The organism is Streptomyces sp. NPDC002845, assembly GCF_053591955.1.
Map to the genome: position 1 here is coordinate 1 of NZ_JBSFUU010000093.1, position 15405 is coordinate 15405.

The 15405-nt window shown below is 69.3% G+C and carries 12 protein-coding genes and 1 tRNA gene; 7 read left to right on the forward strand and 6 right to left on the reverse strand.

All coding sequences use genetic code 11. From position 1 onward, the window contains the following. Positions 1-158: 158 nt before the first annotated feature. Entirely contained in the window at positions 159-683 is a 525-nt protein-coding gene (locus tag ACWD3C_RS40940) for a hypothetical protein (RefSeq protein ID WP_451152511.1), read from the forward strand. An 83-nt stretch (positions 684-766) separates the two neighbouring features. Here ACWD3C_RS40940 and ACWD3C_RS40945 read toward each other — a convergent pair whose 3' ends face one another. Beyond that, the gene (locus tag ACWD3C_RS40945) at positions 767-2152 is read right to left on the reverse strand and encodes a cystathionine beta-synthase (RefSeq protein ID WP_451152513.1); all 1386 of its coding nucleotides are present in this window, start codon (positions 2150-2152) and stop codon (positions 767-769) included. Between the two features lie 156 nt (positions 2153-2308). On the opposite strand from ACWD3C_RS40945, the gene ACWD3C_RS40950 reads away from it, so the two are divergent. The 3 genes from ACWD3C_RS40950 (at position 2309) to ACWD3C_RS40960 (ending at position 6040) form a co-directional block, all read left to right on the forward strand. Further along, positions 2309-3355 (forward strand): SGNH/GDSL hydrolase family protein, encoded by a 1047-nt coding sequence (locus tag ACWD3C_RS40950; RefSeq protein ID WP_451152515.1) that lies wholly within the window; start codon positions 2309-2311, stop codon positions 3353-3355. A 349-nt stretch (positions 3356-3704) separates the two neighbouring features. Next, positions 3705-4925 (forward strand): acetyl-CoA C-acetyltransferase, encoded by a 1221-nt coding sequence (locus ACWD3C_RS40955; protein ID WP_451152517.1) that lies wholly within the window; start codon positions 3705-3707, stop codon positions 4923-4925. Positions 4926-5248: 323 nt separating this feature from the next. Further along, a complete protein-coding gene (locus ACWD3C_RS40960) occupies positions 5249-6040 on the forward strand; it encodes a hypothetical protein (RefSeq protein WP_451152519.1) in 792 nt (263 codons plus the stop codon). 122 nt (positions 6041-6162) lie between these two features. On the opposite strand, the gene ACWD3C_RS40965 is transcribed toward ACWD3C_RS40960, so the two are convergent. Next, positions 6163-6471 carry a hypothetical protein gene (locus ACWD3C_RS40965; protein WP_451152563.1) on the reverse strand — a complete coding sequence of 103 codons (309 nt, stop codon included), beginning with the start codon at positions 6469-6471 and terminating at the stop codon, positions 6163-6165. A 105-nt stretch (positions 6472-6576) separates the two neighbouring features. Between ACWD3C_RS40965 and ACWD3C_RS40970 the strand changes: the two genes are divergently transcribed. After that, positions 6577-6807: a DUF4287 domain-containing protein gene (locus tag ACWD3C_RS40970; protein WP_451152521.1), complete on the forward strand. Its 231-nt coding sequence runs from the start codon at positions 6577-6579 to the stop codon at positions 6805-6807. 169 nt (positions 6808-6976) lie between these two features. Here the strand turns inward: ACWD3C_RS40970 and ACWD3C_RS40975 are convergent, their stop codons facing one another. Then, on the reverse strand, positions 6977-7858 hold the full coding sequence (locus ACWD3C_RS40975; RefSeq protein WP_451152523.1) for a Bax inhibitor-1/YccA family protein: 882 nt from the start codon (positions 7856-7858) through the stop codon (positions 6977-6979). A 478-nt stretch (positions 7859-8336) separates the two neighbouring features. Further along, positions 8337-8419, reverse strand: a tRNA-Leu gene (locus ACWD3C_RS40980). A 449-nt stretch (positions 8420-8868) separates the two neighbouring features. On the opposite strand from ACWD3C_RS40980, the gene ACWD3C_RS40985 reads away from it, so the two are divergent. Together ACWD3C_RS40985 and ACWD3C_RS40990 are read left to right on the forward strand one after the other, a co-directional pair. Next, positions 8869-9639 (forward strand): ABC transporter ATP-binding protein, encoded by a 771-nt coding sequence (locus ACWD3C_RS40985; RefSeq protein WP_451152525.1) that lies wholly within the window; start codon positions 8869-8871, stop codon positions 9637-9639. Between the two features lie 82 nt (positions 9640-9721). After that, complete coding sequence (locus tag ACWD3C_RS40990) at positions 9722-12253, forward strand: ABC transporter permease (protein ID WP_451152527.1); 2532 nt, start codon at positions 9722-9724, stop codon at positions 12251-12253. Between the two features lie 113 nt (positions 12254-12366). Here the strand turns inward: ACWD3C_RS40990 and ACWD3C_RS40995 are convergent, their stop codons facing one another. Then, entirely contained in the window at positions 12367-13662 is a 1296-nt protein-coding gene (locus ACWD3C_RS40995; protein WP_451152529.1) for a class I SAM-dependent methyltransferase, read from the reverse strand. Between the two features lie 260 nt (positions 13663-13922). Further along, positions 13923-15323, reverse strand: a complete 1401-nt coding sequence (locus tag ACWD3C_RS41000) for an NAD(P)/FAD-dependent oxidoreductase (RefSeq protein ID WP_451152531.1) — start codon at positions 15321-15323, stop codon at positions 13923-13925. Positions 15324-15405: the final 82 nt, after the last annotated feature.

Consider the following 15405-nt stretch of genomic DNA (forward strand, 5'->3'; position numbering starts at 1 on the left):
GGGCAGAGCTGATCGACGGCTGCCTCACCGAGACCGGATTACTCATGGGCGCCGGATGATCTACCGGCCCGCCACTGCGAGTTCAACCTCAGTACCTGTTCAGCGGATACCTGCGCTGCGGTGCCACTCGAAAAGACGGCACACCGTGCAACGCCAAGATGGGCGGCTGTTCTCGGCCGACGGCGAAGAACCCCGCCAACGCCGTGTACGTGTGCACCGCCTTGGACTGCGCGGGTACCGCGCGCAATGTCCGTGACGTCGACAGTTGCCTTCAGGAGATCGTTCTCTCCTTGCTGGATGTGCGGCACAGAACCGTCGCTTCCGAGCCGCCGGAGTGGCCGGGTGCTCCACTGCTGCACCTCCTCGCAGAGGAACGCGCTTCTCTGGAAGAGCAGTTCCGCACAGGCGGTCTCACCGACGCCGACTCTTCCCAGAAGACGTCCGACCTCGACGCCCGGATCTCCGGACTCGAGGCGGCTCGAGAGGCACACCGCCGGAACCAGCAGACCGCTGCCGCGGACTGGAACCCGTCACGATGGTCTGCAATGAGCCTCGCGCAGCGGCGGGCTGCGATCGCCAAGGTGCTGGAATCGGTGACCGTCCTACCGCTCCCGGCCGGGCGATCGCGCCGCGCTCCGTTCGACCCCGGACTCCTGCGGATCAATCCCGTGGGCGACGCCTGAAGGTCACCATGGGTGTCGCCGTCCCCGCCTGTGGACGTCTCGTCCGCAGGGCCGAGATGCAAGGACGGCGACACCCGCCCCCCTCACTGCTCCGTTCGCGCCAGGTATGCCAGGAGGTCCTGACGGGTCACGACTCCGGTCGGCTTGCCCTCGACCAGCACGATCGCCGCGTCCGCGCCGCCGAGGATCGACATCAGGTCCGCGACAGGCTCGCCGGACCCCACCTGGGGCAGCGGAGGCGACATGTGCTTCTCCAACGGGTCGGTGAGGGAGGCACGCTGAGTGAACAGCGCGTCCAGGAGCTCCCTTTCGACGACGGAACCGACCACTTCCGCGGCCATCACGTCGGGGTGGCCGGCGCCGGGCTTCACGACCGGCATCTGTGACACACCGTACTCGCGCAGTACGTCGATCGCCTGGCCGACGGTCTCGTCCGGATGCATGTGGACCAGGCTGGGAATGGCTCCTTCCTTGCGGTTCAATACGTCCCCGACGCGTGCGCTCGGCCCTGTCTCTTCGAGGAACCCGTAGGACGCCAGCCACTCGTCGTTGAAGATCTTCGACAGGTACCCGCGCCCGCCGTCGGGCAGCAGGACGACCACGACGTCGTCCGGGCTCAGCGGCTCGGCGACCCGCAGCGCGGCGACGACGGCCATGCCGCAGGACCCTCCGACGAGGAGCCCCTCCTCGCGCGCCAGCCGACGGGTCATCTGGAAGGAGTCCTTGTCGGACACGGCGACGATCTCGTCGGCCACGGTCCGGTCGTACGCGGTCGGCCAGAAGTCCTCGCCGACGCCCTCGGTGAGATACGGCCGCCCGGACCCGCCCGAGTACACGGACCCCTCCGGGTCGGCACCGACGACCCGCACCTTGCCGTCACTGACGTCCTTCAGATAGCGCCCGGTGCCGGAGATGGTGCCGCCGGTCCCGACCCCCGCCACGAAGTGCGTGATCTTCCCCTCCGTCTGCTCCCACAGCTCGGGGCCGGTGGAGTGGTAGTGGGAGAGGGGGTTGTTGGGGTTGGAGTACTGGTCGGGCTTCCAGGCGCCCGGGGTCTCGCGTACGAGCCGGTCGGAGACGTTGTAGTACGAGTCGGGGTGCTCCGGGTCGACGGCGGTGGGGCAGACGACGACCTCGGCGCCGTACGCGCGCAACACATTGATCTTGTCGGTACTCACCTTGTCGGGGCACACGAAGATGCACTTGTACCCCTTCCGCTGGGCCACCATGGCCAGCCCCACACCGGTGTTCCCGCTGGTCGGCTCGACGATGGTGCCCCCGGGCCGGAGCTCGCCGCTCTGCTCGGCCGCCTCGATCATGCGCAGGGCGATGCGGTCCTTCACGGAGCCGCCCGGGTTGAAGTACTCCACCTTGGCCAGGACGGTCGCCTGGATACCGGCGGTCACGCTGTTGAGCCTCACCAGCGGGGTGTTGCCGACGAGACTGATCATCGAGTCGTGGAATTGCACCGTTGTCTCCGGTTGCTGCAAAAGATGCGGTCGTGATGGTTCTTATGGTTCCGCCAGCCTAAGGCTCGGTGGAGCCTTCACGTCTTGTTGAGATTGGGCGACGGTCCGTACGGGGCAAGGAGTGGTTGTACGGCTTCGAGGAGGTGGCGGCGACGCATGACGAGCATGTCGAGGGCGAGGGTGGCCCGGCGGATCGCGGCCGGCGCGGCATACGGCGGCGGCGGGGTCGGCCTGGTGGGAGCGGCGGCCGTCGGTCTGCTGCTGGCCGAGATGCAGCTGGCCAAGCGCCATGTGGGCAACGGGCACAGTCCGCACCCGCCGAGCGCGGACGGGCTGTACGGACACGCGTACGCCATCCCTGCCTCTGCCTCTGCCGTCCCTCCCCTCCGTCTGGTCATGCTCGGCGACTCCACGGCGGCCGGGCAGGGCGTCCACCGTTCGGGTCAGACGCCGGGGGCTCTGCTGGCCTCCGGGCTGGCGGCGGTCGCCGAGCGCCCGGTGATGCTGCGGAACGTGGCCCTGCCGGGCGCTCAGTCGGACGACCTGGACCGCCAGGTCGCGCTGATCCTCGGGGATCCGGACCGGGTCCCCGACGTCTGCGTCATCATGATCGGCGCGAACGACGTCACCCGCCGGATGCCGGCGACCCGCTCCGTCCGCCACCTCTCCGCAGCGGTACGCCGTCTGCGCACGGCCGGTGCGGAGGTGGTGGTCGGTACCTGCCCCGACCTGGGGACGATCGAACCGGTGCAGCAGCCGCTCCGCTGGCTGGCCCGCCGTGCCTCGCGCCAGCTGGCCGCCGCCCAGACGATCGGCGCGGTGGAGCAGGGCGGCCGTACGGTGTCGCTGGGCGACCTCCTGGGCCCCGAATTCGAGGCGAACCCGCGCGAGCTCTTCGGCCCGGACAACTACCACCCCTCGGCGGAGGGGTACGCGACGGCGGCCATGGCACTCCTGCCCACCGTCTGCGCCGCCCTCGGCCTGTGGCCCGCCGAGGAGGAGCGCCCGGACGCCTCCCGCCGCGAGGGCTTCCTTCCGGTCGCCCGCGCCGCCGCCGAGGCCGCGTCCGAGGCCGGTACGGAGGTCGCGGCGGCCATGCCCACGGGGCCGCGCGGCCCCTGGGCCCTCCTCAAGCGCCGCCGCCGACGCCGCGTCCCCGAACCGGACCCGACCCCCACGGCCGCCCCAGAGCCGTCCACCTGACCCCGGCCTTCCTCGCCCCCGCCGCCCCTACCCGTCCCATCCTCCAGGGGCGCTGCCCCTTCGACCCCGCCAGGGGCGGGTGGGCCGGTTGCGGGTGGGTGGGGCGAGGAAATGTGGGCCGGAAGAAAAGCAAGCGCTTAGAAAAATGCGGCCGGGGTCACACGGCCTGCTACGTGACCCCGACGGTACGTACGGGTAACTTCCCACACAGCCCTGCCCACACAGCCCTGCCCACACCACCCCGCACGACCTCGCACCCGCCACCCGGCCACCGCCCCTCAACGAGGCTCCCCCAGAGCTGAACGCCTGGGGGACCCCCACCGCGCCACCCCTTCCGACTGGAGCCGTGATGCCCGAAGCCGTGATCGTCTCAGCCACCCGCTCCCCCATCGGCCGCGCCTTCAAGGGCTCCCTCAAGGACCTGCGCCCCGACGACCTCACCGCCACGATCATCCAGGCCGCCCTGGACAAGGTCCCCGGACTGGACCCCAAGGACATCGACGACCTGATGCTCGGCTGCGGCCTCCCCGGCGGCGAGCAGGGCCACAACCTCGGCCGCATCGTCGCCGTACAGATGGGAATGGACCACCTCCCGGGCTGCACCATCACCCGCTACTGCTCCTCCTCCCTCCAGACCTCCCGCATGGCCCTGCACGCCATCAAGGCGGGCGAGGGCGACGTCTTCATCTCGGCCGGAGTCGAGATGGTGTCCCGCTCCGTCAAGGGCTCCAGCGACGGCCTCCCCGACACCCACAACCCCCTCTTCGCCGATGCCGAGGCCCGCACCGCCCAGGTCGCCGAGTCGGAGGGCGCGACCTGGCACGACCCGCGCAAGGACGGCCTGCTCCCCGACCCGTACATCGCCATGGGTCAGACCGCCGAGAACCTGGCCCGCCAGTGGGGCGTGACCCGCCAGGACATGGACGAGTTCGGCGTCCGCTCGCAGAACCTCGCCGAGGAGGCCATCAGGAAGGGCTTCTGGGAGCGCGAGATCACCCCGGTGACGCTCCCCGACGGCACGGTCGTCTCCACGGACGACGGCCCCCGCGCCGGCGTCACCCTGGAGGGCGTGCAGGGCCTCAAGCCGGTCTTCCGCCCGGACGGCCTGGTGACGGCCGGCAACTGCTGCCCGCTGAACGACGGCGCCGCGGCCCTCGTCATCATGTCCGACACCAAGGCCCGCGAGCTGGGACTGACCCCGCTCGCCCGCATCGTCTCCACGGGCGTCTCGGGCCTGTCCCCCGAGATCATGGGCTACGGCCCCGTCGAGGCGAGCAGGCAGGCACTCGCCCGCGCCGGCCTCACCATCGACGACATCGACCTGGTCGAGATCAACGAGGCCTTCGCCGCGCAGGTGATCCCCTCCTACCGCGACCTGAACATCCCGCTGGAGAAACTGAACGTGAACGGCGGCGCCATCGCCGTAGGCCACCCCTTCGGCATGACCGGCGCCCGCATCACCGCCACGCTCATCAACTCCCTCCAGTGGCACGACAAGCAGTTCGGCCTGGAGACGATGTGCGTCGGCGGCGGCCAGGGCATGGCGATGGTCATCGAGCGCCTCAGCTGACCCCGCCCCACCACGGCCCCACGCCCCACGGCACCCCGACGACTCCGGCCCGTCGCCGTCGCCGTACCCAGCGTGAACCTTCGGCCCGGGGTCCCGTCACCACAAGGACTCCGGGCCGTTCTGTGACCCAATCTCCCCCAGGATGTGACCTATCTCCCCCAGGAGGGCGATTTCGCAGGTCAGAGCCGATCCCACCCCAAACGTCAGGCCAAAAGACCTGTCCGTTTCGTGACGTTACGCACTGACAGCTGGTTAGTCCGCCCTTCAAGCTGATGTAGGAAGTCGGGGGTCGACTTTGAACCGGGAGTACGTCAGTGAGCGCCATGCCGATTGCTCTGCTGCTCACCACAGCCGCCAGCGCGGCCGTGGGCGTCGCCGTCCTGCGCACCCTTCAGGGGCTGCGCCGTGAGGTCGCGGCCCTGCACACCGAACTCGACGAGCGCCGCACCACGGGCACCCGCCCCGCCCCGCTCGTCCCGGCGGCCCGCCCGGCCGCCGACGCCGACGAGATACGCGCCGCCGTGGCCGAGGCGCTCGCCGAGGAGCGGGAGCGGGAGCTTGCCGAGGCGCGGGCGTTCTGGGCCGCCCAGGAGGCACGTGACGCCTCCGACGGCCCCACCCTGCTCGGTGGCCTGCCCGACAGCGAACTGTTCCTGCCCCGCCAGTCGGACTTCGCGGGCCTGGAGCACCTGGAGCCGGTCACCGAGTCGAGCCTTGAGGGCGACGACTTCGCCGGGGAGTCCCCGGAGCTGGCCGCGGCCCGCCGCCGTCACCCCTCCCACCCCGACTTCGTGCCGGCCCCGTCCCCGGCCGTGAACGACCACGAGCGTACGGTCGCCTGCCTCGAAGAGCTCGCCGAGTGCCGCGTCGAACTGGCCGACGTCCGCCCGGGCCCCCTGGGCACCCTCGACGTCTACGTCTTCGCCGACGGCACCACCCTCTGCATGACCCCCGGCCACCGCGAAACCGCCGAACGCCTCGCCACCGCCCTCCACACCGGCGACACCCCGTTCCTCCTGGGCGGCTCCGGCATCTCGGGCGCGTACACGCTGACCTTCCAGTGCGGCGAGGAGAACGTCTACATCCTGGCGGACAGGGTCATAGCGTCACTGTAAAACGCTGGTCCGGGGCCACCGTAAGGGCGCCGGGCTGTATCGATATATAGATTTACATCGACATGTCGGCTCCGCCGCGTGGGCGCAAGCCATCGCAACAAACCCCCGGCCGCCGGCGAACCTCAGACCCCCGCCCTCTTCTGCGCCCCCTCGACAAGCCTCACCGCTTCGTCGACCTGGGCCTCACTCGTCAGCACGAGGGCAAGATCATTCACCGCGACGGTGATCTGGTCGGCGGCGGCGAACATCCCCGCGTCCGGCATCTCCCGAGGCTCCGCTCCGGGCTCCTCCAGAAGCTGCGCCCGACGTGCCAACTCCCTGGCCAGCCCCAGCGCCTCGGCGGCGGCGCCCCGCTGCAGACGACTCTGCGGCGCGGCCCGCAGCCGGTCGGCAAAGTGCTCCACAGCACGGGTCAGCGGTGTCGTATCCATCACGTCGCGACACTACGCGTCTCAGCAGGACTGTTGCCAACAGGCCAACGCTCAGGCACGGTGACTTGAAGGACCGGCTTACATTTCCTGCGTCCGGAGGCGCCGATGTCCCAAGTCTTCTCCGAGGAGACCCATCGCAATCTGCTCGCCCGCATCCCCCATTGCACCGGTCGTGAAGTCTCCGACTGGCTCCGCACCGTCGACGAAGGCCCCGCCCTCTTCCGCTTCGAGGAGAAGGTCAGCTGGCTCCGCGCCGAGCACGACCTCGCGTACGGCCACGCCAAGGCGATCATTCACGAGTACGACCTGAGGAGGGCCGCGCGCAACCTGCGATGAGCGCGCACAACCGTGACGCCGCACGGCGGAACAACGAACAGAACAACAACAGGAAGGGCCCGGGAGCGAATGCTCCCGGGCCCCTCACTGAGATCACCGTGATCACTGAGACCAGGCCGCTACGACACCGGCTCGCACCGGATGCTTGCACCAGATCCCACCGGATGGATCAGTCGTCACCACTGAAGATGGCGACCAGCCGCAGCATCTCGATGTAGATCCACACCAGGGTCATGGTCAGGCCGAACGCGGCCAGCCAGGCCTCCTCGCGCGGGGCACCGTAGGCGACGCCGTCCTGGATCTGCTTGAAGTCGAGCGTCAGGAAGAACGCGCCGAGCAGGATCGCGAGGATGCTGACAATCGCGCCGAGCGGGCCCATGCTGCGCAGACCGCCGTCCTCGGCGACGCCGAAGACGACCAGCAGCAGGTTGACCGCCATGACGCACACGAAGGCGATCGCGATGGTCATACCGATGCGCGCGTACCGCGCGGTGACCCGGATCCAGCCCGCCTTGTAGACAAGGAGGGTGGCGCCGGTGACCGCCATGGTGCCGAGCACCGCCTGGAAGGGCGCGCCGGACCAGCGTGTGTTGAACATCTCACTGATCACGCCGAGGAAAACGCCCTCGAAGGCGGCGTACGTCAGGATCAGCGCGGGGGAAGCCTTGCGCTTGAAGCTCTGGACGAGGGCCAGGACCATCGCGACCAGGGCGGCGCCGATGGCCAGGCCCCAACTGGTGGGCGAGACCGGCAGAAGCGCCCACGCCAGAACGGCGCCGACGACGACCGTGCCGAGCGTCATGGCCGAACGCATGACGACGTCGTCCATCGTCATCCGGCCGGTGGTGACCGGGGCCTGCGGCGGCGCGCCCTGCTGCAGATCCTGCTGCGCGTACGGGTTCGTCGCGTACGGGTTACCGTCCTGCTGGGCGTACGGGTTGCCCTGCGTGCCGACAGCTGCTCCCCCGGCCTGCGGCGCGGTGTTGAAACCCGCGTAGCCGTTGTCGCGGCTGAACCCCCGTCGCGAGAAGACCGGGTTGCTGCTCCTCATTGCACTCCTCCATGGCCACCCTGCGCGGCCTTGGGCTCAAGAGTAATAGGTAGGCAAAGGATTGACCCTACTGCTTGGGAAGGATCTTTCCCTCGTCGTAACGCGCAACACGCTACGCGCCTCCGTGATTCCCCACACCAGAGCCCCCAACCCATGACCAACCTGGTACCTGCCCGGAACCGTCCGGAGATCAGCGGGGAGACGGAGCCGACGGGTCCGAGGGGATTCACCCGATTCGCGTCCACGGCTTACACCCATCGGTGTCGAAGGCCTAGTCGCGGGCGTACCGGTTCAAGTCCGGTTCCGGCTCCTCGATGGTGACAGGTCCTCGATGGTGACGGTCGTCCGCCCCTTGCCCGCGTCGGCGGGGCGGGCGCCACATCCGTCAGCGTGCGTCGCGCGTGCGGAGGTCGCATGTCGGGGTGCCCGAGAAGGCCCTGAAGGGCCGTGTGGGTTTTTGTTCGGTGACTGTCGGAAGTGCCCGGAACCGGACTTGAACCGGTACGCCCGCGAGGGGCAGCGAGGTTTAAGCTCGCCGTGTCTGCATTCCACCATCCGGGCAGGCCATGGGCTCCGCGTCGAGGTTCCGAGCCTATCGGGACGCTTCCCCCGAACAGCGGAAGGTCGGACCGATGTTGTCTTATTTTATTGACGTCTGAGGGTGCATCAGCCGTCGGTACAGGCCATCCGCACTTGCCAAGAGCCTTCCGGGCGACGGGGGCGCTCGTATGCGGAATGACGGAATTTCACCGCCCGAACGAGGGGCCTCCACAAGATGCTGACCGATGACGCGGTGACTCGTGTAGCCATGAGCGGTCGTGTGCGTCGGCGATGGCGGTGTTGGATCTCGCCCTCAGGGACGGTCGTCATCCCCAGGTATGACCCGGCACCCGGCCGTGCGACCGAAGTCGGCCCCCGGAACCGGAACAGCGGGTGACTACAAGTGGGGTGCTCGCCCCGGACGATGGAGGCATCCACCGAACGTCGTCCCCCGACAGGAGTTCCCGCCCGTGACCACCACTCCCATCGCCGACCGGGCCACGGCCGTCGCCGCCCGTGCCACGGAGCTTTCCAAGGTCTACGGACAGGGCGAGACCCAGGTGGTCGCCCTGGACCGGGTGACCGTCGACTTCCGGCAGGCCGAGTTCACCGCGATCATGGGGCCGTCAGGGTCCGGCAAGTCCACGTTGATGCACTGTGTGGCGGGGCTGGACACGTTCTCCTCCGGGTCAGTCCGGATAGGGGAGACCGAGTTGGGGTCCCTGAAGGACAAGCAGCTCACCAAGCTCCGTCGGGACAAGATCGGCTTCATCTTCCAGGCGTACAACCTGCTGCCGACGCTCACCGCTCTGGAGAACATCACCCTTCCGATGGACATCGCGGGGCGTAAGCCGGACAGGGAGTGGCTCGACAGTGTGATCCGGATGGTCGGTCTGTCCGACCGGCTGAGCCACCGTCCGTCCCAGCTCTCCGGTGGGCAGCAGCAGCGCGTTGCCGTTGCGCGGGCCCTTGCGTCCAGGCCGGACATCATCTTCGGTGACGAGCCGACCGGGAATCTCGACTCCCGGTCCGGTGCCGAGGTGCTCGGCTTCCTGCGCAACTCCGTGCGGGAGTTGGGGCAGACCGTGGTCATGGTCACGCATGATCCGGTGGCGGCGGCGTACGCGGACCGTGTCGTCTTTCTGGCGGACGGCCGGATCGTGGACGAGCTGTACGAGCCGACGGCCGACTTGGTCCTGGACCGCATGAAGCGCTTCGACGCGAAGGGCCGCACGAGCTAGCGGCGCCTCCGGCCCCGGCCAGGTCATTTGTCTCGCCCCCGCCGCCCCTACCCGTCCCATCCAACCCCCGGACAGAGAACCCATGCTCCGTACCGCCCTCCGCAACGTCCTAGCCCACAAGGCCAGGCTCCTCATGACCGTGCTCGCCGTAATGCTCGGCGTGGCGTTCGTGTCGGGCACGCTGGTCTTCACGAACACCATTTCGGACGCGTACCAGAAGAACTCGGCAAAGGGCTTCGACCACGTCGACGTGGCCATCCAGAGGGAAGGCCGGGAGATCGAGGGCGACACCATCGGTGAGCGCCCGAAGCTGACTCAGGCCCTCCTCGAAAAGGCCCAGAACACCCCGGGCGCCGACTCCGCGATAGGCGTCGTCACCGGCTTCACCGCCCTGGCCGACAAGAACGGCAAGCTTGTGGGCGACGGCTTCCAGTCCCAGGGCGGCAACTACTGGGGCACGGACGACCCCCGCTACCCGATCGAGCGCGGTCAGGCCCCCCAGGGCGAGAACGAGGTCGCCATCGACGCCGAGACGGCCCGCCGCGCCGGCTACGAGGTCGGCGACACCCTCCGCCTCTCCGTCGACGGCCCGGTCCTCACCCCCACCATCACCGCGATCTTCACGACGAACGACGGCAACGTCGCCGCCGGCGGCAGCCTCGCCCTCTTCGACACACCCACCGCCCAGCAACTCTTCGACCGCCGGGGCGAGTACGACGAGATCGACGTGAAGGCGGCGGCCGGGACCAGCCAGCGCGAGCTCAAGGCGGCACTCGACCGGACCGTCCCCGAGGACATCGCCTACACCACCACCGGCCGGCAACTCGCCGACGACCAGGCCGAACAGATCGCCTCGGCCACGAGCGGCATGCGCACGGGCCTGCTGGTCTTCGCCGGCATCGCCCTCTTCGTCGGCACGTTCATCATCGCCAACACCTTCACCATGCTGGTCGCCCAGCGCACCAAGGAACTGGCCCTGCTGCGGGCAGTGGGTGCCTCACGCCGGCAGGTCACCCGCTCCGTACTGGTCGAGGCCTTCGTCGTCGGCGCGGTCGCCGCGGTCACCGGTCTCGCCGCGGGCATCGGCATCGGCGCGGCCATGCGCGCGCTGATGGGAACGCTCGGACCGATGCCGGACGGCCCACTGATCATCTCGCCCGGCACCGTCGCGACCGCCCTGCTCGTCGGCGTACTCATCACCATGGTCGCCGCCTGGCTGCCGGGCCGCCGGGCCGCGAAGATCCCGCCGGTCGCCGCGATGAGCAGCGTCCACGCGAAGGCGACGACGAAGTCGCTGGTCGTACGGAACACGATCGGCGCGCTGTTCGCCGCCGCGGGCACCGCCGTCGTCCTCTACGCCACCACCCTCGACGGCTCGGACGGCCAGGCCCCCATGGGCTTCGGCGCGGTCCTGCTCATCATCGGCGTCTTCGTCCTCACTCCGCTCCTCTCCCGCCCCCTGATCGCCGCCGCCGCACCGGTCCTCCGCGTCTTCGGGGTCTCCGGCCGGCTCGCCCGCCAGAACTCCGTACGCAACCCGCGCCGCACCGCCGCCACCGCCTCGGCCCTGATGATCGGCCTGACGCTGATCACCGGTATGACGGTGATGGCGGGCAGCCTCCAGACGGCCATCAACAAGATGGCGTCCGACGGGATCAAGGCGGACTACGTCGTCTCGATGGCCAACGGGAACTCCCTCTCCCCCGACGTGGAGAAGAAGCTCGCCGCCACCGACGGCGTCACCGCCACCAGCCCTCTCCGCAACTCCTTCTCCCGCATCGACGGCGAGACCGAGTTCCTGACCGGCGTCGACGGCGCCACCATCGGGGACCTCATCGACCTCAAGGTCGACAGCGGCGCCTTCGAGGTCGGCGGCACGGACGTCGTCGTGGACGGGGACACCGCCGAGCTCCACGGCTGGCGGACCGGTTCGGCCTTCACGGTCTCGTACGAGGACGGCGAGAAGCAGCGCCTGACCGTCGCCGGGGTCTACGAGGGCAACGAGATGATCCAGGGCATCCTGTTGGACAAGGACACGCTCGCCCCGCACCAGAGCGGCGGCGACGTGGCCGACATGCAGGTCATGCTCAAGACCGACGGCGGTACGTCCGACGCCACCGAGGACCGTCTGGAGCAGGCCCTCGGCGACAACCCGGCCGTCCGGGTCCAGACGAAGCAGGACATCTCCGACGAAATCGCACGGACGTTCACCCTCATCCTGAACATGCTCTACGGCCTCCTCGCCATGGCCGTCCTCGTCGCGGTCCTCGGCGTCATCAACACCCTCGCCATGTCGGTGTTCGAACGCTCCCAGGAGATCGGCATGCTCCGCGCGATCGGCCTCGAACGCCGCGGCATCAAGCGCATGGTCCGCCTGGAGTCCCTCGTCATCTCCCTCTTCGGCGGCGTCCTCGGCATCGGCCTCGGCGTGTTCTTCGGCTGGGCGGCCGGCGAACTCCTCGCCAGCCGGATGGCGACGTACGAACTCGTCCTCCCCTGGACCCGCATGGCCGTCTTCCTGCTGCTGGCCGCGGCGGTCGGCGTCCTGGCCGCCCTGTGGCCGGCCCGCCGTGCGGCTCGCCTCAACATGCTGACGGCGATCAAGTCGGAGTAGCGGGAGGTGAGTCGGGGCCCGTTCCTCTCCTGTTCTGTCCTGGTCTTTCCTGGTCTTTCCTGGAGAGGAACGGGCCCCGTTCTTCGTACGGAGGGAGCCTACGGAGGCGCCCCTCAGCCCCAGCTACGCGCCCGCAACGGCATCCCGGACGCGCCGGAGTCGGGCGTCTTGACGGCCAGCACCTGGTTGACGCCGATGCGGTTGCGTTCGAAGGCGAGGGCGGAGGCGGCCATGTAGAGGCGCCAGACGCGGGAGCGGCCGGGGCTGGTGAGCTTGACGGCGCGCACCCACTGGGCTTCGAGGTTGGCGACCCAGTGGCGGAGGGTGAGGGCGTAGTGCTCACGGATCGACTCGACGTCGCGGACCTCGAAACCGGCGCGCTCCAACTGGGTCACGGTGGTGCCGATGGGGGCGAGTTCGCCGTCCGGGAAGACGTACGCGTCGATGAACTCGTCGACGGAGTACGAGGATTCGTCCCGCTGCGGGCGGCGGGCGATCTGGTGGTTGAGGAGCCGTCCGCCGGGCTTGAGGAGACGGTGGAGGTCCTCGGCGTACTCCAAGTACTTCTCGGTGCCCACGTGTTCGGCCATGCCGATGGAGGAGATGGCGTCGTAGGGCCCGTCGCGGACGTCGCGGTAGTCCTGCACGCGGATCTCGACCCGATCGGTCAGCCCTTCGTCGGCCACCCTCTTGCGGGCGTACGCGGCCTGCTCCTGGGACAGGGTGATGCCGACGACGCCGGCTCCGTGCTCGCGAGCGGCGTGGATGGCCATGGAGCCCCAGCCGCAGCCGACGTCGAGGAGTCTCTGGTCGGGCGTCAGGGCGAGCTTGCGGCAGATGAGTTCGAGCTTGTCGCGCTGGGCGGTTTCGAGGGTGGAGGTGTCCGGGGAGTCCCAGTAGGCGCAGGAGTACACCATGGACGGGCCCAGGACGATCTCGTAGAAGTCGTTGCCCACGTCGTAGTGGTGGCTGATGGCGCGTTTGTCGCTGCGTTTGGTGTGGAGGTGGCGGCGTCTGCGGACCTCCTCGCGGGGTGGGGCGGGCGGCGGGAGTGGCCGGGCGAGCTTGACCAGTCCGCGGACGGCGGCCCGCGACTCGGGGTCGCGCAGGGTCTCGGCGAGGGTGCGGGCGTCGTCATCCCGCTCCCAGATGAGGCCGGCGAGGAGGTCCAGGGCGGTGTAGAGGTCGCCCTCGATGTCGAGGTCCCCCGCGACCCAGGCCCGCGCGAGTCCCAGTTCGCCGGGTTTCCAGAGGAGGCGGCGCAGGGCGCGGCGGTTGCGTACGACCAGTGTGGGGGCGCCGGGGGGTCCCGCTTCCGAACCGTCCCAGGCGACGCGGACCCGTACCGGGATCGGGACTCCCAGCAACTGTTCGAACAGGCTCTGCAGCCGCGGCGCGGCATCCAGCATGACGCACACCTCCGTGATGGGCGATCCCGGATTGTCCAACACCACGTAAACACCAACCGCCCGGCCGCGCAGTCCCCCAGAGGCGTTACAACTGGGCAAAAGGCGTGTTCGGGGGCGTGTCGGCGGGGTGGGGCAGCTGTGGGGTTCGTTTTCCGCCCCCACACCCCCTGGCCCACCCCGCACACGCCGAAGGGGCCGCCCGCACCACGGATGGCGGGCGGCCCCTTCGGGGAGGGAGGTGACCGGGTGGACCGGGTGGGTCAGGAGGCCTTGGCCTTCTCCTCGGTCTTCGCGGTGGTTTCGGTCTTGCTCGCGGCAGCGACCGGCGCCGGCTTGGCAGCCTCGTAGAACTCCTCGCGGGGGTTCTCCATGGCGCCGAGGGACACGACCTCACGCTTGAGGAACATGCCGAGCGTCCAGTCGGCGAAGACGCGGATCTTGCGGTTCCAGGTCGGCATGGCGAGCCCGTGGTAGCCACGGTGCATGTACCACGCGAGCCGCCCCTTGACCTTGATCTTCATCTTGCCCATGACGATCATCGCGACACCCTTGTGGAGGCCGAGGCCCGCCACCGCACCCTTGTTGGCGTGCGAGTACTCCTTCTGCGGGAAGCCCCGCATACCGGAGACCACGTTGTCACCGAGAACCCTCGCCTGACGCAGCGCATGCTGGGCGTTCGGCGGGCACCAGGCGTTCTCGACGCCGGCCTTGCGGGCGGCGACGTCGGGCACCTGGGCGTTGTCACCGGCGGCCCAGATGTAGTCGGTGCCGGTGACCTGCAGGGTCGGCCGGGTGTCGACGTGACCGCGCGGACCGAGGGGCAGGCCGAAGCGCGAGAGCACCGGGTTCGGCTTCACGCCCGCCGTCCACACGATCGTGTTGGAGTCGACTTCGAGGCCGTTCTTCAGGACCACGTGGCCGTCGACGCAGGAGTCCATGGAGGTGGACAGGTAGATCTCGATCCCGCGGCTCTCCAGGTGCTCCTTGCCGTACTGGCCGAGCTTGGGGCCGACCTCGGGAAGGATCTTGTCGGCGGCGTCGACGAGGACGAAGCGCATGTCCTCGCGGGACACGTTGGTGTAGTACTTCGCCGCGTCGCGGGCCATGTCCTCGACCTCGCCGATGGTCTCCGCGCCGGCGAAGCCACCGCCGATGAAGACGAAGGTGAGCGCCCTGCGGCGGATCTCCTCGTCCGTCGTGGAGTCGGCCTTGTCGAGCTGTTCGAGGACGTGGTTGCGCAGGCCGATGGACTCCTCGATGCCCTTCATGCCGATGCCCTGCTCGGCCAGGCCGGGGATCGGGAAGGTACGGGAGACCGCGCCCATCGCGATGACCAGGTAGTCGAAGGGCAGTTCGTACGCCTCGCCGACCAGCGGGGCGACGGTGGCGACCTTGCGGTCCTGGTCGATGGTGGTGACCCGGCCGGTGAGGACCTCCGCCTTGGGGAGCACACGTCGCAGCGGGACGACGACATGCCGCGGGGAGATGTTGCCGGCGGCGGCTTCGGGGAGGAAGGGCTGGTAGGTCATGTACGACCGGGGGTCGACGACCGTGACGGTCGCCTCGCCGTAGCGCATCTTCTTGAGAATGCGCCGAGCTGCGTACAGGCCTACGTACCCACCGCCTACTACGAGGATCCTGGGACGCTCCGTGGTGCTCATGCCATCGAGTATCCACCCGCTCCAGGGGGGTCGCTCGTGCGCCCCTTCACAAGCTTGGGCGGGTACTCTGCTACACTGCGCG